The sequence below is a fragment of the Pseudoalteromonas sp. B62 genome (assembly GCF_037162565.1).
Taxonomy (GTDB): domain Bacteria; phylum Pseudomonadota; class Gammaproteobacteria; order Enterobacterales; family Alteromonadaceae; genus Pseudoalteromonas; species Pseudoalteromonas fuliginea.
In genome coordinates this window covers 351,216-375,246 of the sequence record NZ_JARLVB010000001.1, presented here as the reverse complement: position 1 = coordinate 375,246, position 24,031 = coordinate 351,216, and the positions used below count along the sequence as shown (strand labels likewise).

General features: G+C 37.6%; 22 protein-coding genes and 1 pseudogene. 8 read left to right on the top strand and 15 right to left on the bottom strand.

The window, feature by feature from the left end; all coding sequences use genetic code 11:
- Positions 1 to 143 precede the first annotated feature (143 nt).
- The 3 genes from P4S71_RS01515 to P4S71_RS01505 form a co-directional block, all read right to left on the bottom strand.
- Positions 144 to 884 carry a FadR/GntR family transcriptional regulator gene (locus P4S71_RS01515; protein ID WP_007375632.1) on the bottom strand — a complete coding sequence of 247 codons (741 nt, stop codon included), beginning with the start codon at positions 882 to 884 and terminating at the stop codon, positions 144 to 146.
- A 441-nt stretch (positions 885 to 1,325) separates the two neighbouring features.
- Complete coding sequence (locus P4S71_RS01510) at positions 1,326 to 2,321, bottom strand: Gfo/Idh/MocA family protein (protein WP_337149892.1); 996 nt, start codon at positions 2,319 to 2,321, stop codon at positions 1,326 to 1,328.
- Positions 2,322 to 2,349: 28 nt separating this feature from the next.
- Positions 2,350 to 3,357, bottom strand: coding sequence for an AraC family transcriptional regulator (locus P4S71_RS01505; RefSeq protein WP_337149891.1), 1,008 nt, complete (start codon positions 3,355 to 3,357; stop codon positions 2,350 to 2,352).
- 101 nt (positions 3,358 to 3,458) lie between these two features.
- Here P4S71_RS01505 and P4S71_RS01500 point away from each other — a divergent pair, with 101 nt between their 5' ends.
- Positions 3,459 to 5,066 carry a GMC family oxidoreductase gene (locus P4S71_RS01500; protein ID WP_337149890.1) on the top strand — a complete coding sequence of 536 codons (1,608 nt, stop codon included), beginning with the start codon at positions 3,459 to 3,461 and terminating at the stop codon, positions 5,064 to 5,066.
- Here the strand turns inward: P4S71_RS01500 and P4S71_RS01495 are convergent.
- The 3 genes from P4S71_RS01495 to P4S71_RS01485 form a co-directional block, all read right to left on the bottom strand.
- Positions 5,052 to 5,882 (bottom strand): class I SAM-dependent methyltransferase, encoded by an 831-nt coding sequence (locus P4S71_RS01495; RefSeq protein ID WP_096794431.1) that lies wholly within the window; start codon positions 5,880 to 5,882, stop codon positions 5,052 to 5,054. The genes P4S71_RS01500 and P4S71_RS01495 overlap by 15 nt on opposite strands.
- A gap of 3 nt (positions 5,883 to 5,885) precedes the next feature.
- Positions 5,886 to 6,287: a hypothetical protein gene (locus P4S71_RS01490; RefSeq protein ID WP_008134428.1), complete on the bottom strand. Its 402-nt coding sequence runs from the start codon at positions 6,285 to 6,287 to the stop codon at positions 5,886 to 5,888.
- A gap of 67 nt (positions 6,288 to 6,354) precedes the next feature.
- The gene (locus tag P4S71_RS01485; RefSeq protein ID WP_033030720.1) at positions 6,355 to 6,774 is read right to left on the bottom strand and encodes a DUF3429 domain-containing protein; all 420 of its coding nucleotides are present in this window, start codon (positions 6,772 to 6,774) and stop codon (positions 6,355 to 6,357) included.
- A 257-nt stretch (positions 6,775 to 7,031) separates the two neighbouring features.
- Between P4S71_RS01485 and ahpC the strand changes: the two genes are divergently transcribed.
- Both ahpC and ahpF read left to right on the top strand, forming a co-directional pair.
- Positions 7,032 to 7,601 carry an alkyl hydroperoxide reductase subunit C gene (ahpC, locus tag P4S71_RS01480; protein ID WP_007375625.1) on the top strand — a complete coding sequence of 190 codons (570 nt, stop codon included), beginning with the start codon at positions 7,032 to 7,034 and terminating at the stop codon, positions 7,599 to 7,601.
- 155 nt (positions 7,602 to 7,756) lie between these two features.
- Positions 7,757 to 9,337 (top strand): alkyl hydroperoxide reductase subunit F, encoded by a 1,581-nt coding sequence (gene ahpF, locus P4S71_RS01475; RefSeq protein WP_337149889.1) that lies wholly within the window; start codon positions 7,757 to 7,759, stop codon positions 9,335 to 9,337.
- Between the two features lie 109 nt (positions 9,338 to 9,446).
- Here the strand turns inward: ahpF and P4S71_RS01470 are convergent, their stop codons facing one another.
- The 3 genes from P4S71_RS01470 to P4S71_RS01460 form a co-directional block, all read right to left on the bottom strand.
- Positions 9,447 to 9,686, bottom strand: a complete 240-nt coding sequence (locus P4S71_RS01470) for a hypothetical protein (protein ID WP_077535661.1) — start codon at positions 9,684 to 9,686, stop codon at positions 9,447 to 9,449.
- A 32-nt stretch (positions 9,687 to 9,718) separates the two neighbouring features.
- On the bottom strand, positions 9,719 to 11,743 hold the full coding sequence (locus tag P4S71_RS01465; RefSeq protein ID WP_337149888.1) for a hybrid sensor histidine kinase/response regulator: 2,025 nt from the start codon (positions 11,741 to 11,743) through the stop codon (positions 9,719 to 9,721).
- Between the two features lie 180 nt (positions 11,744 to 11,923).
- Entirely contained in the window at positions 11,924 to 12,145 is a 222-nt protein-coding gene (locus P4S71_RS01460) for a hypothetical protein (protein ID WP_007375621.1), read from the bottom strand.
- Positions 12,146 to 12,787: 642 nt separating this feature from the next.
- Between P4S71_RS01460 and P4S71_RS01455 the strand changes: the two genes are divergently transcribed.
- The 3 genes from P4S71_RS01455 to P4S71_RS01445 are packed head-to-tail and all read left to right on the top strand — an operon-like array spanning position 12,788 to position 14,909.
- Positions 12,788 to 13,075 (top strand): hypothetical protein, encoded by a 288-nt coding sequence (locus tag P4S71_RS01455; protein ID WP_007375620.1) that lies wholly within the window; start codon positions 12,788 to 12,790, stop codon positions 13,073 to 13,075.
- The gene (locus P4S71_RS01450; protein WP_337149887.1) at positions 13,072 to 14,667 is read left to right on the top strand and encodes a PepSY-associated TM helix domain-containing protein; all 1,596 of its coding nucleotides are present in this window, start codon (positions 13,072 to 13,074) and stop codon (positions 14,665 to 14,667) included. Before P4S71_RS01455 ends, P4S71_RS01450 begins: the two co-directional genes overlap by 4 nt.
- Positions 14,664 to 14,909 (top strand): hypothetical protein, encoded by a 246-nt coding sequence (locus tag P4S71_RS01445; protein WP_008134420.1) that lies wholly within the window; start codon positions 14,664 to 14,666, stop codon positions 14,907 to 14,909. The genes P4S71_RS01450 and P4S71_RS01445 overlap by 4 nt, the downstream gene beginning before the upstream one ends.
- Positions 14,910 to 14,918: 9 nt before the next feature.
- Here the strand turns inward: P4S71_RS01445 and P4S71_RS01440 are convergent, their stop codons facing one another.
- Positions 14,919 to 15,755, bottom strand: a complete 837-nt coding sequence (locus P4S71_RS01440) for a patatin-like phospholipase family protein (RefSeq protein ID WP_096794436.1) — start codon at positions 15,753 to 15,755, stop codon at positions 14,919 to 14,921.
- A gap of 154 nt (positions 15,756 to 15,909) precedes the next feature.
- Here P4S71_RS01440 and P4S71_RS01435 point away from each other — a divergent pair.
- Positions 15,910 to 16,781 (top strand): annotated as a pseudogene (locus tag P4S71_RS01435) (SMP-30/gluconolactonase/LRE family protein).
- A gap of 34 nt (positions 16,782 to 16,815) precedes the next feature.
- On the opposite strand, the gene P4S71_RS01430 reads toward P4S71_RS01435, so the two are convergent.
- Together P4S71_RS01430 and P4S71_RS01425 are read right to left on the bottom strand one after the other, a co-directional pair.
- Complete coding sequence (locus tag P4S71_RS01430; RefSeq protein WP_008134418.1) at positions 16,816 to 17,271, bottom strand: NfeD family protein; 456 nt, start codon at positions 17,269 to 17,271, stop codon at positions 16,816 to 16,818.
- Between the two features lie 21 nt (positions 17,272 to 17,292).
- Positions 17,293 to 18,246, bottom strand: coding sequence for a slipin family protein (locus P4S71_RS01425; RefSeq protein WP_007375614.1), 954 nt, complete (start codon positions 18,244 to 18,246; stop codon positions 17,293 to 17,295).
- A gap of 446 nt (positions 18,247 to 18,692) precedes the next feature.
- Between P4S71_RS01425 and P4S71_RS01420 the strand changes: the two genes are divergently transcribed.
- A complete protein-coding gene (locus tag P4S71_RS01420; RefSeq protein WP_096794438.1) occupies positions 18,693 to 19,589 on the top strand; it encodes a cation diffusion facilitator family transporter in 897 nt (298 codons plus the stop codon).
- Positions 19,590 to 19,637: 48 nt separating this feature from the next.
- On the opposite strand, the gene P4S71_RS23010 is transcribed toward P4S71_RS01420, so the two are convergent.
- The 3 genes from P4S71_RS23010 to P4S71_RS23000 are packed head-to-tail and all read right to left on the bottom strand — an operon-like array spanning position 19,638 to position 23,828.
- Complete coding sequence (locus tag P4S71_RS23010) at positions 19,638 to 21,734, bottom strand: EAL domain-containing protein (protein WP_442961643.1); 2,097 nt, start codon at positions 21,732 to 21,734, stop codon at positions 19,638 to 19,640.
- Positions 21,731 to 23,200, bottom strand: coding sequence for a two-component regulator propeller domain-containing protein (locus P4S71_RS23005; RefSeq protein ID WP_442961642.1), 1,470 nt, complete (start codon positions 23,198 to 23,200; stop codon positions 21,731 to 21,733). Before P4S71_RS23005 ends, P4S71_RS23010 begins: the two co-directional genes overlap by 4 nt.
- A complete protein-coding gene (locus tag P4S71_RS23000; RefSeq protein ID WP_442961641.1) occupies positions 23,130 to 23,828 on the bottom strand; it encodes a hypothetical protein in 699 nt (232 codons plus the stop codon). Before P4S71_RS23000 ends, P4S71_RS23005 begins: the two co-directional genes overlap by 71 nt.
- Positions 23,829 to 24,031 lie beyond the last annotated feature (203 nt).

The window sequence follows — 24,031 nt, the reverse complement described above, 5'->3', positions numbered from 1 at the left end:
GCAGGCATAGTATCTTTTTTTATATTTATACGTAAGGTTTTATGTTCAAAAGTAAGGAGGGTTATTCTAAATTTAAGTGGTATTTTTATTGCTAAAGAGGAGAAAAAGCTAGCAATCAGGACGAGTGCTAGCTTTTCATTGTATTAATGAGCGCTTTTTACTAGGCCATCTAAAGAGTAGAGGCCTCGTTTTTCGCTATTTTTACGTTTCACTTCTTCTAAAGCGCGTGACTCAACGGCATCAAATAACGCGTTAATGAGTCGATTAAAATGTTGATGCATTGCTGCACGAGCAGCATTTGCATCATGTTGCTTTAATGCATTATAAATAGCAGTATGTTCGTCCATTACGCATTCGTTGTTATTAGCACATACGCTACTGTAATCAGTTACAATTTGTGCATTAGTTAAGCGTAAATCCCATAAATTAGCGACGGCAAATTCAAGCGCTTTGTTACGCGTTGCACGTGCTATTATTTCATGAAATTCTCTGTCTGCTTGCTCAACATATAAGCCTTCTTGCATGGCTTCAAGCGTCTTGTTTAGTTTTTCAAGTTCTTGTTCTGTAATACTTAACGCTGCTAAAGCTGCAATTTCACCTTCGATGAGTGCACGGGCTTGAGTTAGTTCAAAAGCACTGATTTCTTGGGATTTAATTGGTGCGTCGAGGCTTTCTACTACGTAAACACCTGAACCCGTTTTTACTTCAACACGACCGCGCACTTCTAATGCGATAATAGCTTCTCTAATTGTAGGGCGGCTAACGTCGAACATCTCTGCTAGTTCTCTTTCTGGCGGTAAACGCATGCCAGCAGAAAATTCACCTTGGTTTATTAAAGACTCAACCTTATCAACGATGCGCCAAAATAAGCGACGATTTCCCATATTTTACCTTTATATACCTTAAGGACTGTACGCGCTAGATCTTGTAAAACTTAAAGCGTAGACCAAATGTTAAGACCAAAGGTTACCGTAAAGTTAACCACTATGTCAAAATTGCAAAGTCATATTATAACTAAAATCATAGTACATTATTGGTAATTTTACATGTATTACCAATTTAATTTAAAATAAATAATTGGTAATCTTGATTGGTAGGTTTTGCTGTGATAGTTTTGCATCGTACTTTTTTGAAACAAATAATTTACATATTGAAAGTGCATGTGCCATTAGCAGCAATTGTAAAAAGTAATTTAAGCCAAATTGATTGCCCATGGAAGGGGGTCGCTCTGGCTTAGGTAATATTGGTAGCTAAGTCATATTATAAAATAAATTACTGTGGGCGTTAATTGTCGTTGGTTAACGCCTACATTTATTTTTAGATCTTTAGGATACCGTGTCGTTTGGGTAAATAACCCCTAATTGTTTACGGGCCTCGTCAAGTACTGCCATCACATTACGTGCTAATTGATGTGTGTTAATGTCCGATTGTAACTTTTTTTGACTAACCATTTGCATAAAATGCTCAACTTCAAATTTCATAAAGTGCTCGTCAAATGCGATAGACACTAACTCACGCTCTCCATTGTTAGCAATAAACTCTATTTTTTTAAGTTGTGATACGGCTTCGATACGAATACGGCCAAGTTCGCCTTGTATTTCGGTTATGTTGTCGCCTTGCGATATTTTGGAGTAACTAATAACAGCTTGTTTATCTGCGTAATTTAGTAATACATCGCCCGCACCATCTACACCTGTATTAAGCAATACGCCACTGGCACTCACGCTTTTTGGTGCGCCCCAAAGTGCAATGAGTAAATAAAGCGGATAGATACCTAAGTCAACCAGTGCACCATTAGCAAACTCAGGTAAAAATGTATTTGGCCGTTCGCCATTTTTGTACTTATCGTAGCGAGATGAATATTGGCTATATTGCCCAATGTATTTACGTGGTGTGCCAATTTTTACCATTGCCTGTTGCAGCCGTGCAAAGTTAGGCAAGTGAGTGGTCATCATGGCTTCCATGTAAAGGCGCTGATGCTTTTTTGCTGTAGCTATAATGCTTGCAAGCTCTTTAGAATTGGCTGCTGATGGTTTTTCGCCAAGGACATGTTTACCCGCTTCTAGGCACATAACGGCATATTGTTTGTGTAAGCTGTTAGGGGCGGCTATGTAGACAGCATCGACATTGTGATCTTGGCAAACTTGCTCGATTGAGGTGAAAATTTTAGCTTGTGCATTTTGTGGGTGTTTGGCTAAAAACGCTTCGCCGCTTGATACTGCACGCGAGCACACTGCGTACAAATTAAAATCGTTTAACGTATTTGCAGCGGCTAACAATGTGTCGCTAATAAAATTGGTGCCAACAATAACAAAGTTCATACCCGCTCCTTAGAAAATATAAGAGCGCTTAGTCTATCACTTTTTTAGCCCTGTATGTACGAGGAGAACACCCAAACCAGCGTTTAACATTAGCACATAATGTTGCTTGCTCCTGATACCCTAAAAGCTCAGATATGGTTGATATTGTATATTGGTTCTGCGCTAAGTAATGAGCAGCTAAAGCGCGGCGAGTGGCATCTTTTAGTTTTACAAAGCTCGTATTATGTTTTGCAAGTTCTCGGTGTAGGGTGCGAGGGTGCATACCCAGCGCAGCAGAAATAGTTTGGTTACTGCATTGATAAATAGGCAACATTGGCCTTATTAACGCACTGGCTTGGTTGGGTAAGGATTGCGTGTGCTCTGCATTTTTGGCTAAAAAACTCAGCGCAGCTTGTACCGTATTTAGCTCTGATTGTTCAAGCTTAAGTGCCAAGTCGCTTTTCACTATTACAATGCCGGCGCTATTACGGTGTTCTATAACGTCACAGCCAAAATACGCGTTATAAGCGCGAGCGTTAGCACTTAATCTTTGTGGCAAAAATACATTCATTGGTTTACAGCGGTTATTGCTCAGCTTTTTTATAATAGCGAGTGCTAAACCAATGGTAAGCTCAATCGCTTGGCTAATGTTAGGTAAGGGTTTTAGGCTAATTTCGAATGAGAGAAATAAGCTTTTTTCATCCTCTAAAGGGTGCGACGTTAAACTCAGTGCAGGGCTATGTAAATGCAAGTATTTAACAACCCAATTGAGCGCATCACCTAAGTTAGTGCCGCTTTTGGCTGCTATTGCAACGTGTCCTAAAATATCAAAATTTTGCCTGCTTGCAAGCTGAAGGCCAAAGCTGAGGCAATTAAATTTACACGCGCAGTACTCTAATACCTCGGCGTAGGCACGATAAGGCAGATATTGGTTTTCCAGGCATTCAAAGTCAATATTAATATTATTACTTCGCATGATCATATACGGGTCGCCGCCAAACTCTCTAATTAGGGTATCTATACCTTGTAGTGACGTAGCTCTAATTAGGCTGCTCATAGTTAACCTCAAATAAACGGTGTCTAAAAATATCAAGTTTTGCTGAGTTTTTCTATGCACTATTGCCATTAAAGCCGTTTAAATTCTAATTAAGGTACACCATGAACAACACCGCATTTGACTACATTGTTATTGGAGCTGGCAGTGGCGGTTGCGTTATTGCATCGCGCTTGTCAGAGGATAAAAATGTAAGCGTTTGCTTAATTGAAGCAGGAAAAAGTGATAACAGCGCATTTGTTCAAATGCCAGCGGGAATTGCGGCGAGTGTGCCTTATGGTATTAATAGTTGGCATTACAATACAGTAGTGCAAAAAGCGCTGAATAATCGTTGCGGGTTTGTACCTAGAGGCAAAGTATTGGGTGGGTCAAGCTCGACTAATGCAATGGTTTATATTCGAGGTAATAAATACGATTACGACCAATGGGCGGCTAGTGGCAATACTGGTTGGGATTTTGAGAGTTTACTTCCATATTTTATTAAAGCTGAAAACAATAAAACGTTTATAAATAATGATCTTCACGGTACAAAAGGCCCACTGCATATACAAGAGCTAAATAGCCCAAGCCATGTCAATCAATACTTTTTAAATGCCTGTGCTGAGCAGGGCGTTAATTTAAGTACCGATATAAATGGCGAAGAACAAAGTGGTGCACGTTTATCGCAAGTAACGCAGCATAATGGCGAGCGGTGTAGTGCAGCAAAGGCATATTTAACACCGTATTTAAACCGCCCAAATTTAACTGTATTAACCAATAGCCATGTTAATAAAATAAATATAAAAAATAACATAGCGAAAGGCGTGCAAATAGAGCGCAATAATCAGGTTATTAATTTGCTCGCACGTAAAGAAGTAATACTGAGTGCTGGAGCGATTAATTCACCGCAAATATTAATGCTTTCAGGCATTGGGCCAAAAAATCACTTAAAAGCGCATAATATTGACGTTGCTGTGCCGCTTGAGGGAGTCGGTAATAATTTACAAGATCATTTAACCGTGGTGCCATTATTTAAAGCCAAATACAATAAAGGCACGTTTGGGATGAGCCCGTTAGGTATAGGGCATATTTTAAAAGGTTGTGTAGATTGGTTCAGTAAACGACAAGGGCGTTTAACCAGTAATTTTGCAGAGTCGCATGCTTTTATTAAATTATTTGAAGACTCGCCAGCGCCAGATGTTCAATTAGAATTTGTTATTGGGCTGGTGGACGATCATAGTCGCAAATTACACACTGGGCATGGTTACAGTATACACAGCAGTATTATGCGTCCTAAAAGCCGAGGCACGATTACGTTAGCTGATAACAACCCGCGTAGTGCACCGCTTATCGACCCTAATTATTTAAGCCATCCAGATGACTTAGCAGCAATGTTATTAGGTCTTAAAAAAACGTTGATGATTATGCAAAGCAAAGCCTTTGATAGCATACGCGGAAAAATGGTGTATCCGCTTGATATAAATAACGATGAGCAACTTATTGCATTCATTCGTCAAACAGCAGATACCGAATATCACCCAGTTGGTACATGTAAAATGGGACAAGACTCAATGGCTGTGGTAGATACAAACTTAAGGGTTCATGGGATGAGTAATTTACGCGTGGTTGATGCGTCTATTATGCCTAGCATTATTACTGGTAATACTAATGCACCCGTTATTGCTATTGCAGAAAAAGCGGCTGATTTAATTAAATTATCACTTAGAGATTAACGAGCTATAAAAATCATTTAGCCATTGTTGCCAATCGCTTTCAAGGTGCAGCATTTGCTTATGTTTTTTAGCATTTATATGCTTAGTTTCATCTTCATTTGCCATATAGGGGCCAACGCGACAAAGCGGGCAATGGTTTGGTGTTAAGTATGTAGGCTTTGTAAGACGTGAGCTTAATTCGCTAGTATGTTTATCGATACTTTTTGGGCTGAAAACGTAAGTTATACCGCTGGTGTCTTTAACGTGTTTATCGCGGTCAACATTACGAATTTTATAACCTTCAAAGCGGCTAATATCAAAAGGCATTTGCCCACAATACTCAATGTTTAGATGAGTATTTAAACTGCCTTCTATATTCCATTCGCGATAGGGTTTTACATCCTTTGAGGTGATGTAGCACAGCATTGGACCATTTTTATCAAGCGCGTATTCGTTAGCGTATTTAATAAACTGGTGCAGTAAAGCGCGGTTAAGTACATTCATGCTGGTTTGGCGCGTGTTGTTTTCAAACGCTTCACGGCCAACAAACGCAGGTATGAGTGGAAACTGAAAAATAACCACATCAAAGCTGTGCTTGCTTTCACTTAGAGCTTGCCAACACGCAGGGTTTGTTACGTCAAAGCCATTGAGTACTTCAACGTTGTGCGCTTTTAAATTGCTAAGTGCATTGTGCTGGTACTTTTGCTCAATTGTGGTCTGGTCATCGAAAGTAGATGCGACTAAAGCTTTTGGCGATAGGTGAGTGTAAATAGCATTCGAAAACGATAAATCGCCATCGCCTACAGTGAGTATTCGCCATTGAGGATTTAAGTACATATTTTATTTAGCGTTTATGTTTGTAGCAGTATTATTTATATCGCTATTTGTTTGTGAGTCTTTTGCTAGTAAACGATGAAACGCAAGTCTGGTTTTTAACCCTTCGATTGCGATTTGTTTAATAATAAGATTAAAAGTAATTAAAACAGCAAAGGCAATATGAATAGGGCCATGAGTAAATCCTGCATCTGTATCGTAAAGTGTTAAACCGAATAACAAAAATAAGACGACTAAAAATATTTCGAGTAATTGACTTGAATAAAAGCTTAAACGACCTTCACTTTTATGATCTTTTTTAATGCGAATAGCACAAAAAAATGGGATCACTTTGATTTTAAATGCAGCGTTTTTTTCTACGTAGTTTTCGCCAAGTTCGTCGAGTTGTTGGCGTAGTTGGTCAATCATGGTGTGTCCTCAAATAGCAGTGTGCGGATATTACCTTATTACCGAACAATATTTAAGTTTACAGCTGCTATTTAGGATAAATACTCATACCAATAGTCAGAATGTGACAAACAAACACAACAGAGGTAAGTACAACACGCATTTTTTGGTAATCCTTGTGGTAGGTTTGCCATTGCGCAGTCGCTTTTTCAAAAAGTAGCACAAGCCAAAAACTTATAGCTAACCAACCCAATGCCCACTCAACAGGTACAAAGGCTAAAAATGGCACAGGAATAACCGGTAGTACGGCTTTTACTGCATCGCTATAACTTTGCTCACCCGCTCGCCATAGGTTACCTGTCATAAATGCTAATATAGCAATGCTATAAAAAGTGAAAAATTCTAAGTTAATACTGTTACTACCAAACACAAGCGGCCAACCCACGCAGCCTAAAAATGGTATTAAGCCTAAGTAGCCTAATTGAATGTGATTGATAAATTTTTCCATAACAGTATGCCCTGTGTTTATATAATTAAAAGCGCGGGTATTGTAACAGTATTTTGGTCCAAAAATTAGAGCCGGTTATTTTTACGGGAAAAGACACAATCTAGTTCAATCTTAAAAATCGATTAGTTTAATCTAAACAATCAATTTTATTTAATTATCAATTGGCCTTATTGTACTAATCAAGCCAACGCAAGAGGCCACATACTACGGCTGCGTTGAGTAACTTTAATTCTACTTAAATATAAATGAGGAATACCATGAGCACTTCATTAATCAACACAAAATTACAACCATTCAATGCAACCGCTTACCACAACGGTGACTTTGTAGAATTGTCTGAAAAAGATGTTCTAGGTAAATGGTCAATCTTCTTCTTTTACCCAGCTGATTTTACATTTGTATGTCCTACTGAACTTGGCGATGTGGCAGATCATTACTCACAACTTCAAGAAATGGGCGTAGAGGTTTACTCAGTATCTACTGACACTCATTTTACTCATAAAGCATGGCACGACACGTCAGACACAATTGGTAAAATTACTTACCCAATGATTGGCGACCCAACAGGACGTATTACACGCAGCTTTGGTGTAATGATTGAAGAAGAAGGCTTAGCACTTCGCGGTACATTTGTAATGAACCCAGAGGGCGAAATTAAAATTATCGAAACTCACGATTTAGGAATTGGCCGTAGCGCTAAAGAACTTGTTCGTAAAGTACAAGCTGCACAATACATTGCAACTCACGACGGTGAAGTTTGTCCTGCATCTTGGCAGCCAGGTGAAGACACACTTGCACCTTCACTAGACCTAGTTGGTAAAATCTAACTACCTGATTTTCCAATCAAGTAAGGGCAGGTAACTGCCCTTAAATCAACAAACGTACGCTTGTTGATGCCTCCTATATCAATATATTTGTTTAAGCACATGCATTATTTGGCTTGGGAGGCTTGCTGTTTAAATTTTCCTAAAAGGGTTAAGCCATGTTAGATAACAACATAAAAAATCAATTAAAAAGCCATTTCGAATCGCTTACTCAACCTGTTGAGCTGCTTATTGCCTTGGATGACAGCAAAAAATCAGCAGAGGTAGAAAGCTTAGCAAACGATTTAGCCTCACTAAGCGATAAATTTACGGTAATAAACAATCCTGATACAAGCGCGCGTCGCCCATCAATGGTTGTACATTCACCTATTAAAAACACTCATATTACGTTTGCAGGCGTACCTATGGGTCACGAATTCACAAGTTTAGTGTTAGCACTTTTGCATACTGGCGGACACGCAAGTAAAGCCAAAAGCGAAGACATTGAGCAAATACAATCGCTTACTCAAGAGTTAAACTTTGAAGTATACATAAGTCTAAGTTGCCAAACGTGCCCGCAAGTCGTGCAAGCACTTAACACTATGGCTGCGACAAACAGTAATATTAAAGCCACCATGATTGATGGCGCGTTATTTCAAGGCGAAGTGGAAGAGCGAAATATTTTAGCTGTACCGGCTGTATATTTAAATGGCGAACCATTTAGCCAAGGTGCACTAAGCCTTACCGACATACTTAATAAAGTAGATAGCAAAGGGGCACAGCGCCAAGCTGAGTCGCTAAGCAAAAAAGATAAATTTGATGTACTTGTCATCGGTGGTGGGCCTGCGGGTGCATCGGCTGCGATTTACTCAGCGCGAAAAGGGTTAAATACAGGCATTGTGGCTGATAGATTTGGTGGACAAGTTGCCGATACATTAGCAATAGAAAACTTTATTTCGATTAAGGCGACTGAAGGGCCAAAATTAGTTGCTCAGCTTGAAGAGCACGTTAAAGAATACGATGTAGATGTAATGCATAATCAACGTGCAGCGGCACTTGGTTATAACAATGGTTACGAAATTACACTAGAAAATGGCGCAGTACTTAAAGCTAAGTCGCTCGTACTTGCCACTGGTGCACGCTGGCGCGAAATGAACGTACCAGGGGAGCAAGAATATCGCGGCCACGGTGTGGCATATTGCCCACATTGCGACGGCCCTTTGTTTAAAGGCAAACCTGTTGCTGTAATTGGCGGTGGTAATTCAGGTATAGAAGCGGCAATCGATTTAGCCAATATTGTGCAAAGCGTTACGGTACTTGAATTTGCAGACACATTACGAGCTGATGAAGTGCTTATTCGTAAAGCTAAAAGTATGGCAAATATTACTATTATCAAAAGTGCACAAACAACCGAAGTACTTGGTGATGGTAAAAAAGTAACAGGCTTAATGTACACAGATAGAGTGTCGGGGGAGAGCAAAGAGCTTGAGCTTGCCGGTATATTCGTACAAATAGGCTTAATACCAAATACCGAGTGGTTAAAAGACAGCGACCTTGAATTAAGTAAATTTGGTGAAATACTGATTGATGCTAAAGGCGCAACGTCATTACCAGGCATTTATGGCGCGGGGGATGCAACCAATACTCCGTTTAAACAAATTATTATTGCAATGGGCAGTGGTGCAACGGCAAGCTTAGGCGCATTTGATTATTTAATTCGCCACAGCGATGAAACCGAGCAAGATCAAAGTGCTGCATAGTTAACCAGAAATATCTCTTGATATAACAGCGTTCACCCTTAGCTGTTTGTTCACCCAAGCCGCCCTTCTCCAAAGGCGGCTTTTTTATACTTAAAAATTAACATGCGATTTAATCGCAGCCACCACCAGAATCACCACCGCCGCAATTGCTATCCGTATGAGACGTGCCACCGCCTACATAACTTGACGAGCCTCTAGTAGATTTAGCCTTTGTAACAAAAGTTGAGAGTAGTAAAATACTGATCCCAACAATGACAATAATTAATGGCGGCCATTGTTGAGTTGAAAAACCTTTGAATAGCACTATAGCTAATATAGCGAACAGTACGGTTCTAAATATATTTTTCATTGTTGAATTCCTTATACAATTATATTTTCTTATTAATGTTTGAGTTTCAGCCGCTCAGCAGCCGATGCAATCGCAATTTCTAATGAGTGCATTTTAAACGGTTTTGAGATAAACATATCCATACCAGCTTGTTTGCATGCTAGCTTATCTTGCGCTGATGTATTAGCTGTTAAGGCAACAATATAAGTTGAGTCATGCCTGCAAATGTTTTTTGAACGCAGTTGTTTTGTTGCCTCAAAGCCATCGAGTATAGGCATAATACAATCCATAAAAATAAGATCGTAGTGTTTTTGCTGACACTTTAATATGGCGTCTTGCCCATCAACTGCAAAGTCGGGTCTCACATTAAACTTATTTAATGATGCATCAAGTACTAATCTATTTATATCGTTATCATCGACAACTAAAACAGAAAGCTTGCAAGCATAAAGATTAACTTGCGATATGTTACTTGAGTGATGTATTTGTTCTTTGCCCGGTTTAATTGGAATACTCAGTAAAAAATGTGTGCCTTTATTTATCTCACTCTCTACTTTTATTGTACCGCCCATATACTCTACAAGTTCTTTAACTATTGCTAAGCCAAGTCCTGTTCCACCTTTGCTGTTTTTGGCGTCGACTTCTTGAGTGAAAGGCGAAAATAATGACTTTAAAAACCCACTTGTCATGCCTCTACCTGTGTCATGCACTTCAATATTTAAAGTGAATTGATTACTCGCTTTAGTTATTGATGTTTGCAATTTTACCGACCCTTGCTCGGTGAATTTCAAAGCATTACTTAATAGGTTAGAGACTATTTGACTTAATCTTGTATTGTCTGAATAAGCCCAGCAATGGTCGGGTATATTATTGCTAACTTTTAAGTCCACATTAGTATTTGTAAACAATGGGGAGTACAAGGAAGTAAGATCAGTAAAAATTGTTTTAAGTAAGAAATCGGTTGGTTCGAGTTTCAATTCACCATGATTGATTTTAGAAAAATCGAGTACTTCATTGATTATGCTCAGAAGAATATCGGCACTGCGTAATGCAACTTTTATTTTTTCAGACCGTTTTTCTTCGTTTTGTTCATCTATTAATGTGGTTAGCATGCCTGTTATACCGTTGAGCGGTGTTCTTAGTTCATGACTTATTTTTGCAAGTAACATGCTTCTATCGTCAAGTAATCGTTCCGCTTCGGCCTTTTTATTTTTAAGTTCTTCTCTGAGGGTAACTGACTCTGTCACATCTTGAAATGTGCCAAAAAGTCTTACGCAAATACCATCATCAAACTCAGCTTCGCCAAAAGTTGACACCCAAATATGTTGCTTTTTAGCTGTGATTATCTCCAGTTCTAAATGCCACTTTTCACCTGATTGTATGGCGAGTTCGACTGCTTTTGTTATACTATCTCTGCTTTGACCTTCTTTATAAAATTCAAGCGCAGAGTCTATTTTTGGTTGATAATTTTCGTCAACTTGATGGATGCGTTTAGTTTGTTGACTCCAATAAATATTATTATTAGTTAAGTCTACTTCCCACGTGCCTATATTAGCTACACTTTCTAGTTTCAATAAACTATTACTGTTTTTAGTGAGTTCTTCTCTTGTGATGCTGCGAGCAAATTCAGCCCCTAACCATTGTGCAAACAACTCAATGTAGTCGTAGGCGTCGTCTGAAAATACTGGTGATTCAGTTGCAGAAGAGAAGTTAACAGTACCGTATACATTGTTACCTACTTTTATAGGTGCACCAATGTACGATTCTAACTGAAAATTAATATAGCATGGGTGATCTGCAATTATGCTCTGTGATACTTTATGAAATGCAAGTGCGGAACCTGCCTCAAGTGTGTGTACGCAGTAGGTGCCATCCAGATCAAATTGAGTGCCTATTTTTAATTCGTTATTAGGGGTTATGGCATGTAACACTGAATAACAGTTATTTTCAACACGGCTAATGATTGCTAAATCGAGGTTAAAAACCTCGAGTCCGAACTCTAGAAGCTGGTGGGTTTTATCGTCAAAATTAAGGTCTTGATCCGATACTATATCGTGAAAACGTCTAAGAAAATTCAATAGAAAACATCCCTTAATTTTTTAGAATCTAATTAATATCTTGATATGGAACTAGCTAGTAAAGCAGCTTAACTAAAGATAGCGTTATTCAGCTTTTATTTGTAGTACTTGTTCAATATTTTTTACTGAATTTGAGCACAAAAGATTATTTATAAATCTTTTAATTATCAAATCATTATATTAATAAGTTGAATTGGGTGTGTACTCAGGGTTGATATCGCCGCCTACTTCTTCAGGATCAACATCGTTAATAAGCAATGTTTCGCGTACAGCTTCAATGTGATCAAGCACACTTTGGTAGCGCTCGCCATATTCATACTTTGTCACTTCAATCGCTTTAGGCATGTAAGTAAAGGCTATTTTAAGTGCGTGGAGTGCTTCTTCGTTTATTTTTTCGCTCATAATGTTCTCTTATGTGTAGGTTATAGCTAACCTGAGTTCTGGATAATAAATCTATCTCAAGCAGCTGTTTTTAGCGCTAATTGCGTTGAATTTCCTTGCAATAGACCAGCTATTGACGCGTAAATTCGCCTTGTTTTCACCAAAAATTTCTAGCTAGAGAGAAACAGACTTAAATATCGTTATTATTTATAGTGTTTTTAAATCTCTTAACCAGAATTCAGGTTAGTTAATAAAATACCACCAAATACGATTCGGTAAAGACCAAAACTAACAAAAGTGAAATTTTCTAGAAACCGTATGAATAGTTTAATAGAAAAATAAGTGACTATAAAAGGCTTTAAAAGGGCTGTTACGCCATCTAATGTTTAAGCAACTCGTAGCCTGAGGGAGTAGCTAATACAGGTAAGCCAAGAGAAAACGAAAAAATCAAACTCGGCTTCACTGAAAAGGGGCATTACTGCGTACCTAAATTGCACTGCATAGCATAAAAGCTAATAAGAAAAACCAATCGTGTTTTTAGTATAAAAGCGGCTTAATTTGTTTAATAAATTGCATTAAGTAATAAATGCACAATATAATGGCAATTGTTATCATTTGCATGTGCGGTTTTGTATATGTTTAGGCAAATTTAATGAGCGAAGAATGGATAATAAAAAAACGTTTACAGCCACACGGCGAAGACACTTAATTGCGTGTGTATTAGCACTAATTACTGCGGTAATAATAATTCCGGGTATGACAACCTACTTACCGTTTCAAATGAATGAACAAATATTACTGCCTATTTTACTTTTTCCTGTTATTTGGACTGCGTTGTTTATTTATGCGTATTTGGCGCAAAAGGTATGGCAACCTTTTGTTGTGATGATTGTACTGTGTGTATCACATGGTTTATTGAGTTTTTGGGCGTTAACGCAGGGGCAGGGATGAAGTCGATCACTTTAAAAAAGCTATTTTTATTACATAGCTGGGTAGGAATTATTACTGCGGTACTGCTATTTATTGTTGCATTTAGTGGGGCATTAGCAGTGCTGTCGCGACCTGAGTTAAAAATATGGGCAAATCCAGAGCTACAATCTAGCCAACACGTTGCCAGCGCGCAAATTAATCGACTAGTAAATGAATACCATAAACAAGTACCTAGTGAATTTGGCGAAAACATTCATGTGTTTTTGCCAAGTGGACATAACTTTCATTTATTAACGTTGGTATTTGAATCTCACCATGGTGATGAAAATTACGACCAAGAGGTGGCCAGAGTATTTCAATTTCATCCCAATACATTGGCGCTGGAAAATACTTACTATGGGCCTAGTAAAGAATTTTACGCTAATAAAAAAACGGATGCGCCAACTTATATAGGCGAGTTTCATGCAGACTTGCATTTAGGGCGACCAATTGGGTTAATACTCACTGGGTTTTTAGGCCTAACGCTTTTAGTAAGTGCGGTTACAGGCTTGTTTATTCATCGTAAATTGATAAAAGAGCTTTTTACGTTTAGACGAAATAAAGGGTTAGATATTGCAGTCAGTGATGCTCACAAAGTTATAGGTATTTGGGGCAGCGTATTTAATATTGTGATTGGTTTTACAGGATCATTTTTAGGGCTCGCGACCATTATTTTACTACCAGCAGCTGCGTTTGTGAGCTTTGGTGGCGATCAAGATAAGTTAATAGAAACGTTTACCGCCATTCCTGAGCCGGTAGTTAGCCACATTAAGCAACCTACAAAAATAGACACTATTTTAGAGAATGCCCATAGCCGTTACCCTGAAGCAGTAATTAGGGATGTCACAATAATGGCGCATAACGATGCGAATGCGCAGGTGTATTTACGTTTGTTAGGTGGTGAGGCTGTTGCTTCTCAGTTACTGCATTATCAAGGCAATGGTGGGTTTGTGCAGTCGATGAGTAGTTTTGGTGATATTTCGGGTATATCAATACAAGTAATTGAGTTGATGTTTCCGCTGCACTTTGGGAACTTTGCAGGGGTGTTTGTAAAATTACTTTGGGTATTGCTTGGCTTAAGTACCGCGCTTTTACCTATTTCAGGGATGATGATGTGGCTGGCAAAGCGTACACGTGGCAGTAGCCCGTCGCTGAGTATGCAGGCATATGCACGATGGAATCGTTTTATTATTGGCAGTTGTGGAGGTTTGGTATTAGCAAGCTTTGTGTTATTTCCTTTACAAGTTGTACTTAATTATACCGTTATTGGTGTGGCGCAAAATAGCTTTTTTGGACCCGTGTTTTTTTACACGTGGTTGGCATGGTTACTCTTAAGTGTATTGCCTGTAGGTTATAAAAACTATTTTAAGCAGACTCTTTTGCTATGCGGCGCTTCGCTTGCGTTGGTGCTGCCGCTCAATATTATATTTGGCGTGAGCAATGTTATTAACCTTAATAGTACGTTTGTTGCGGTAGTAGATATAAGCTTTATGGTGGTGGGTATCGCGTGTATTTTTGGTGCCTTAAAAATAAAAAACACACAAAAATTACAAGCAGAGGTACAACCCGCATGAACGAGCTACTAATTACAATTGCAATGGTGAGTTTGCTACTAATGATGCTCAACATACGAAAAAATACACTAACAATAGTGACTAAAACATTTTTAAGTACACTGTTATTTGGTTTAGCGCTGATATGTTTTATGAGTATTTACGGTATTTTAGGCGGTGCAATATGCACCGTTGTGGGAGCTATGTTAGCTGGTTTACTAACTGCAGTTATTGCGGGTAAAGCACCGCAATTATTAGGTTAAAAAATGCAGTTATTTAGCTAAAAAGGCCTTAGCAGCATCAATTCCCATGTTGTAACCACTATTAAGTATTTCAAACTTTTTAGTGGTACGCCCAACTTTAAAATTAGCCGGTGGTGCAATGATATTGATTTTGCAGTCATTAGGTGGATTCATAATAAAATCGATAGACTTATTATAAAAATTAGCCCTGTTTAAGGTCGTTTGAATTAATGCTGGATAGTTTTTATACATTTTTTTAGTAAGCCAAGGTGCCTTACTTGGTTTTTTACGATAGCCTAAACATTGAGACAAAATAACGGTGATTTCGTGTGCACCCATTTCGTAAGCTTTTATAACCGGAATTGAATCAGCAACACCGCCATCGGTCATCGCTATGTCATTAATAATAGGGTAGTCACGATATGCAATGGGTATAGCGCATGATGCTTTTAATTGATGCACCATTTCGGCGCTGGTGGCTTTTAAATAGTGTGCTTTGCCTGATTCGATTGCCGTAGATACAATATAAAACTCGTGTGGAGTTTGTTCGAATACCTCTGTATGGAGGCGTATTTCGCGAATTGTTTCTTGCCATAACCAATCTAAATCAAATAAATGACCACCTTTAATAAAGCGCGCTAAATTAATAAATTCAGGACGGCACGAGTAGTCGGTAATCACTTTATAATTTCGCATTGGTTGTTTGCATAAAAATGCGGCTATATTAGTTGCCCCGGCTGAAACACCAAAATAGCGTTCAAACGGTTGGTATTGTTGTTTTAAAAACTCATCAAGTACACCTGCGGCAAATATACCGCGCATTGCACCGCCTTCAACGACGAGTGTATTTTTATTATTGTTGTTCATGGTCAATCCTTTTATGAAATTTTATGTTATCAACTCAGTCTAAAAATTACTAATGGTGTTGATAAATTAAAGCTGAGTACACATCGCGAAATTCACTGTTTTCTGGTAATGTTTAATATTACAAGGCTTTGTTAATAATAAAGAATAATTACTTATGTTTGATCCTAGCGTAACCATTTTTGACAGCACACAGTATCAGCTTGCAGAAAGTCCACTTTGGCATCCTGTGCTGAATACCTTTTTTGGGTCGACATAAATAAAAAATTACTTTTAAGCAAAAACATACACAGTGAAAGCCAACTAAAAACAGTTAATATGCCCGATACGCTCAGTGCAATCGCTTGGATTGATGAGCAGCACTTGCTGCTCTGTACAAGTACTGGCTTATATAAATATCATATTAATTCAACTACTCGCCATCTTATTCTTAATATTGAAAATACACAGCTAAATAGGCGTTCAAACGACGGCCGTGCTGATCCATGGGGTGGCTTTTGGTTAAGTACAATGGATGTAAATGCTAAAAAAGGGGATGGTAAAATATACCGTTATTATAAACGCCAGCTTAAAGCCGTTGTAAATGGCTTGAGTATCCCAAATGGGTTGTGCTTTGATAAGCCACGTTTACGCGGTTATTATTGCGACTCTTTAACGAGCTGTATTTATGTATTAGATTTGGATGAGCAAACTGGCGAACCTTGCGCTGAGCCACGTGTTTTTTATCAATTTAATAATACTGATGTTGACCCCGATGGCTGCGTAACCGATAAATTAGGTAATTTGTGGCTAGCTGTTTGGGGAATGGGATGTGTTATTTGTTTATCCCCAGACGGTGCGTTAATTAAAACGATAAAGCTTTGTGCATTAAAACCGACATGCGCTGCATTCGGTGGTAAAAATGCTGAGTTGTTACTTGTGACATCGGCGTTTGATGAGGCGATTAATAATACTGTTAGTGAACAAGGCGCTGTATTTCAAATCTCAGGCATAAAAAACGGGCAGTTTGAGCCGCCCGTTTTACTGTAATTTATTATACACAGTGCTTGTTTTAAAGTGATGATTAGCTTTTAGGCTTAACCCACATAACACCCACTTCTTTTTTGGTTACTAAGACTTCAGTACCGGCGCTAATTGGTTGCTCACTTTTGAGTTTCCAGCTAATACCTGAGTATTGATGTGTAGTTAAACCTTGTTCTGTTACATCGCTAGCAAGTACAAAAGTAAGTTCAGCAAAATCACTATTTACCTGTTTTTTATCTACGCGATTTTGCATTTGTTTTAATGGTTTCCAAAGTACAACCGCCAAGCCTGCGGTTACAACTGCGTTACTCCAAAGGGCTATGGTTAATGAGTCAGGTAAAATACCAAAACTCATTAATAATCCGGTAAGGAATAACGATAATCCAAAAAACAATAAAATAAATGTAGAAAGGCCAAGTACTGCTACTTCTATTATTAAAGCAACAATACCAAGTACCATAAGTGTTTGCGGTAAATTTTGCGTAATAAAATCCATACAAACCTCTTTATTTAGTTATTAACCCTGATGCTTTTTATTTAAGCTATTAATGATTGCCATACCTTGGGCAACCATTGAACTTGCATCTGTCGCGTTGTCTGGCAGTAATACAATTGATGACTCACGAGCAATGGCTTCTTTAGCAGCGATTGCTTTAGTTGCTAAGTCTAACTGAATTGCTTTTTGGCCTTGCTCTGTATCTGCGGCTTCACCTATTTTAATAAGTGCATTTGCTTGTGCTTCTGCAACCGTAGTAATTGCTGTTGCTTCACCTTCAGCGCGTAAAATTTGCTCGGCTTTGTCGGCTTCAGCAGCAAGTACTTGTGCTTGTTTTTTACCTTCAGCAACGTTGATATTTGCTTGGCGATCACCTTCTGACTCTAAAATTTGAGCTCGTTTAACACGCTCAGCTTTCATTTGTGCTTCCATCGCTTCCATAATAGAGTTAGGCGGCACAATATCTTTAATTTCGTAGCGAAGTACTTGAATACCCCAAGGCTCAGATGCCTGATTTATAGCTGCAACAATGTTTGTATTAAGTAAATCACGCTCTTCAAATGTTTTATCAAGCTCCATTTTACCTAATTCTGAACGCATGGTTGTTTGCGAAAGTTGTACAACCGCAAACGTATAGTCGTCAACGCCATACGTTGCTTTGTACGGGTCTAGTACTCTAAAGTACAGTACGCCATCAACTATAAGTGAGATGTTATCTTTAGTGATAGCTGACTGCGATGGTACATCTTGAGCTTGTTCTTTTAAGCTACGATCAGCCGATATTCTATCAATAAATGGAATAATAAAGTTAAGGCCAGCTTCTTTAGTTGATTGGTACTTACCAAAACGTTCGATTAACCAAGCGCGATTTTGTGGTACAAATTTAACGCTACTTTTTAAAAGCACGATAACAAAAACAAGTAAAAAAGCCTCAACAGTAAAAACCATATCGAGAATTTGTGTGACTGGATCCATTTAAACATTCCTTATAATAATTAAACGCTGAGCAGTTGTATTGTTTATAATTTCAGCGTGTGTAGATTATCACTACTAAGGCGTTTTAACCACAAAAATAGGCACTAGAGAAGGGGTTGATATAGCATTTTTTGAAAGTGCTGGCATTTTAATTTTATCAATTTTTACTGCACGAACCGAAAAGTTTACTTCCACAAAAATATTCTATTCTCAGTTTTATATTGGATGTAACTCAATAAGTGTATATTAATTTACTTAAATATAGGGCTATTTAACAATGAGAAAACCACCCCATAACGAGACAAAATTATTATATCTATTTACTTAACTTTTTAGTGCGTTTAAGTGCGTAAAGTATTACAATTGATACTGTATATCATTACTCCTTCCAGTTGAGCCTTTTAATGGCTTACTTGCATTTTAAGTATAGGTAATTCAAGCACTTCATGACAGAGATCACTACACACCAAGCTTCACGCCGTAGGCTACTGATTGCCCTGGCTATCACTTGCTCATTTATGGTTATTCAAGTCATCGGGGCTTATTATTCAAATTCACTTGCGGTACTTGCTGATGCGGGTCATTTATTTGTCCATAATAGCTCACTTTTTATTGCTTTAATTGCGTCTAGCTTAGCGATTCATTTTGCTAAAACCTATAATGATGGACATCAACGGGCTGAGTTATTAGGTGGACTTGTAAATGGTGTTTTGTATTTAGCTATTAGCTTAATTATTTTGTATGAAGGCGGTGAACGGTTCATGCATCATAGTGAGGGGCATGAGCTTGCTATTAATAGTTATTTAATGTCGGTAATTGCGGGGATCGGGTTTTTGTTTCATGGCGCAGCTGCTTGGGTTTTATACAAAGGACGCAAAGCAAGTATTAATATCTATGCCGTATTCTTACACTCATTTTTTGATTTAATTTCTACTGTATCGACTTTTGTTGCTGGTGTGCTTATTTATTTTACTGGCTGGGATGTAATTGACATTCTATCGAGCATGTTGATTGCGTCGTTTGTTTTATTTACTGGTATTAAAGTAATTATTAGTTGTATTAAAGGTTTACGTTTAAATAAAGCGCAGTTACCAAAAGCAATTGATATTGAAAACGAAATTACGCATATGGAGCACGTGCATGATGTGCATAATGTCACTGTTACTCGTAAGTATAGAGGGATCGTAGTTGGTGCCCATGTTGTACTTAAACAGCACTGCACTATTGAAAAACACGACGAAGCGTGTCGCTTAAAAGTAGAGCAAGTGCTGTCAGACAAATTCAATGTTAAAAGTAGTGTGTTGCAAATAGAGAGCCATGCTGAGCATACGCATGTTCATTAATTTATGAACATGCTGGGCGTGATTTTATTCGCATGCGAATTAGTAAAATTAAATTAACCCCAAAATTTCTTCAAAACAACTATTTTTGCGTAACTCTTTGGCGCTCATTGGCTTTGCAAAGTAATACCCTTGTAGTACATGGCAACCTATATTTGCTAAAAATATCATTTGCTCTTGTGTTTCAACACCTTCAGCAATGCAATAAAGCTCTAAGTTTTCAGCTAACGAATATATGGTTTTAATAATAGATTCATCGTCTTTATCAATACCAATACTATTAACAAAACTTTGATCAATCTTAATTACATCTATAGGGAACTGACTTAAGTACGTTAATGACGAGTAACCCGTGCCGAAGTCATCTAGCAGTAATTTAAAACCAGCTGCTTTTAAGTTTTGTAATTGTTTAGCTGCTTTAAATTTGTCTTCAAGTAAAATACTTTCTGTAATTTCAAGTCTGATCTGCCTTGGTGATATTTGTGATTTTGCTAATATATAGAGTAGCCGCTCAGTTATATTCGCTTTTAAAATATGTTTAGGTGATAAATTCAAAGAAATATAAAACAATGGGTTATTGCTCAGAATTGGAGCAAGCTCAATAAGTGCTCGTTTCATTGCTTGCTCTGTAAGTTTTTCTATTAATCCTGTTTCTTCTGCGATAGGGATAAATAAAGCAGGTGACACTAATTGACCTTTATTATCCCAGCGCATCAGTAGCTCTACGCCATTAATAGTTTTTGTTTTTATATCAACTATAGGTTGGTAATGATTAAAAAACCGATTGTCTTTTACGGCATCTTTTAAATCATTTTCAAGAATAAGCTTTTGTTTTATTTCTTCATTCATTTCTTCACTAAAAAATTTAAATCCATTTCTGCCAGCTTGCTTTGCATGCATCATCGCAACATCAGCATTTCGGATCAGTAGATCTGCATTTATAGCATCGAATGGATAAAGGGCAACACCAATACTGGCAGATATATTGATAGAGAAATCCTCAATAATGACTTTGCTTGCCAATTCGCGGCTAATTTTTTTTACTGTCTCAGTAAGCGACTTTAGTGAATCTACATGCTTTATCAGTACTAAAAATTCATCACCACTTTGGCGGCCAAGTGTTGCTTTGTTACTCAGTATATTTGTTACGCGTTCTGTAATATTACAAAGTAGCTTATCGCCTACGGCATGCCCAAATGAGTCATTAACGGGTTTAAATTTATCAAGGTCGATAAATAGTAGTGCACATTGCTTATTACTTTTGTCTGCATGATTAATCGCTTTTTCTATTTTTTGATGCATTAAACTACGGTTTGGTAAGCGTGTTAGGGGATCAAAGTTTGCTAGATAGCGAAGCTCGTTTTCTGCGTTTTTCTGTTCGGTTAAATCAGAAATAACGACAACGTAGTAGCTTACGTCATTGGTGTCTTTTGCTACTGCTGTAACGCTTATATGTATAGGATGTTCATTGTTTATTGCTGTGTTGATATAGGCATCTGTACGCCAATTTTGTGTTGGCTTTAACGCCTTTAATATTGCTGAATATTCTTTACACTTGGCTTTACCTATCGCTTTAATGAAAAGTTTAGGGTTTAATTCGGCAATAGATTTTTTGTTTGAAAATGTATTAATAAAGCTATTATTGGCTGAAAAAGGCATAAGTTGATCATCAAGGATCAATAGCCAATCGGTTATTTGACTAAAAACCTGACCAAGAATAGCCGCTTGTTGTTCATTGGCTCGCTGCTCTGTAATGTTTGTATAAATACCTGAAATATACAAAGGCTCAGAGGATTGTGGTTTATACACAATTTGGCCAAGGTCTTGATACCATAACCAATGACCTGTTTTATGGCGTAATCTATATGTAGCTTGCCAATTATTTTGCAAGCTTAGCGTATCGTTTTGCTGAGCATATGAAAGTAATTGCCCCTCAATTTGTCGGCGATCATCTGGATGTATCAAGGCTAAAAAATCATCTAGTTGAATACGTTTAGGTAAGTCTAAATAACCTAGCTCTTTTCCGCGTTGTGTGTTTACAGAGTTATCCTTAAAGTAATAGTTCCATACACCGCTTTTATTATTTTTAAGCGCAAGCTCAGTTTGCTTTTGCGAATCGATCGTCGCTCTGTGAGCTTTTCCAATCACAATTTGGCGACTGCGATACTGCCAAAAAGTAAAGACAAAATGATGATAATACCGAATAAGTAGGCAATATAGGCAATAGGTGATTGCCAAGGGGCATACGCTACATTAAAGTTGAATGTTTTTGGTATGCTTATATTAACTCCATCTCTGGTGTATGCCGATACAGTGAGAGAGTAATCGCCGGGTTGTAATTTAGTAAAAAAGACTTTATTTACTTTTAAATCATCATAGGTAAGCAAGGTTGGTCCTGATAAAGTGACTTTATAACGTACTTTGTCTTTGTTTTGATAATCAAAGATAGAAAAGCTAATCATCAGGCCCATATCTTTATGGCTAAGCATTAATGGCTTGTTAGTGTATTCATTTGGATAATAACTTAGGCTTTTTGAAAATAGGTCTATATCAGTAATTTCAAGGCTACTCTTTGAACTGGTAGTGATAAAATCAGATGGATCAAATACCTGTAGTCCAGAGTTACTGCCAAATGCGAGCTGATTATCTTGCAGTCTAACGGCTGAAATTGGCTCAAATTCATTTGTACTTAAACCATCTTCTATTGTGTAAGTATTAGTATTAAGCGTATCTAAATTGAGTTGATATAAACCATTATTACTACTAACCCATAAAAATCCGTTGTGATCATCTGCAAGCAACGAATAGATAGAATCAGTTCTCAGTGTGTTTTTTAAGCCTATATAATGTTTTCTTTGATACGTACTTGGGTTTACACCAATTAGCCCTTCCTGAGTGGTAGCTAGCCACAAAGTATCACGAGCTTCATCAAGGTAAATATTTTCTACTGTATGAAAAACATTATCTTTAGTGCTGTTCGATTGAAAAATAGTGGTGAGCTTTTGCGTTTTCTCATTATAGCGATATAGTCTTTTTGCAGTGCTCAATAGCAGCTCTTTAGGATGCGATTTCAATGGTTGGTGAAATGTATAAGCCTTTAGAGGGTTTACTTTGTCTTTCAATCCATTGATTACTCTGCTTTCTCCTGTTTTTCCACTATAGATATAAAAGTTTTCACTAGACATATAGGTAAAAACATCGGAGCTGAAAGGGGTAAATCCATATAAATTCTCACCATTCACGCCACTTTTTTTCTGGTTTCTTTTTTCGATAATTTTGCCGGTGCTTTTATCAAATAGATCCAGTCCATTAAACCGCACTAACCAGAGGTACTTATCATCAAGCTGAGAAGGAAAAATGTCGTATACGGAATATTCACCATAAACCGCTTTAGAGTCAGTTGATTGCAAGTATGTTTTACTGTCTTTTGTTGTTAAGTTGTAGCGAGTTAGACCATCGTTGGTGCCTAACCAAAGAATGTGATTTTTATCTTGATAAATTTTATTTATGGTATTGTTTTTAGGTAAGGTAATTTGCTTAAATCTACGAGTCTGAGTTGCCCATGTAAGTACGCCTTGTGTTCGAGACGCGAGCCAAAGTACACCTGATCTCATCAAGCATTAAATTGTTTATTGTATTTTCGGTGATGTTAAATTTGCTTTTATCAAAGCTTAAAATGAATTCTAATTGGGTTGTGTCTCTGTGAAATTGAAACAAGCCACTTTCAGTTGCAATAAACTCACCATATACAGTGTTCGCATAATCCCAAATATTATAATCAGCAATAAGAGTGGTAATCTGGGTAGGATCAATCTGTTTAGTGGTGTTAAATGCAATGCGATACATCCCTTCCACAGTGCCAATTAACAGCCCTAAGTCATCATCAATTGTTAAAAACTTGATGTCATTGTTGTCGACTGTTGTTTTTTTAGGTTGGTGAATTGTCAGCGGCGCCAGACTTTGTGTTTTTAAATTATACGTAAAAAGTCCATTATCTGTACCTATATAGAGTGTATTGTCGTAAATTTTGAGAGCTCTGATGTAATAATTTTTATTTTTTAGAGCAATTTTTAAGTCTAATTTTTTTTGATCATTATTAAAGCTAAATATTTTTTCGTTTATCGCAAAATAAAATGTATTTTCTAATTGTGTGATACTAGATATAGGAGAGAAATCTGTTTGTTTTTTATCTAGTTGACCCGAATAAATTTTTTCTGTTTTTAGGGTCAGCGGGTTAATCATGTATGCGCCAGATACATCGGTAGAAACAATTATTTGACCGTCTTGGGTTTTAAACAGTTTATTAATGTAGTCTTGGTCTAGGTCGAAACCCCCATCAAAGGTTTTTATTTGATAACCATCATATCTGTTTAGTCCTTGTGCCGTGGCAATCCAGATGTAACCAATATCATCTTGAATCGATTGCAGTGCATAACTTTGTGATA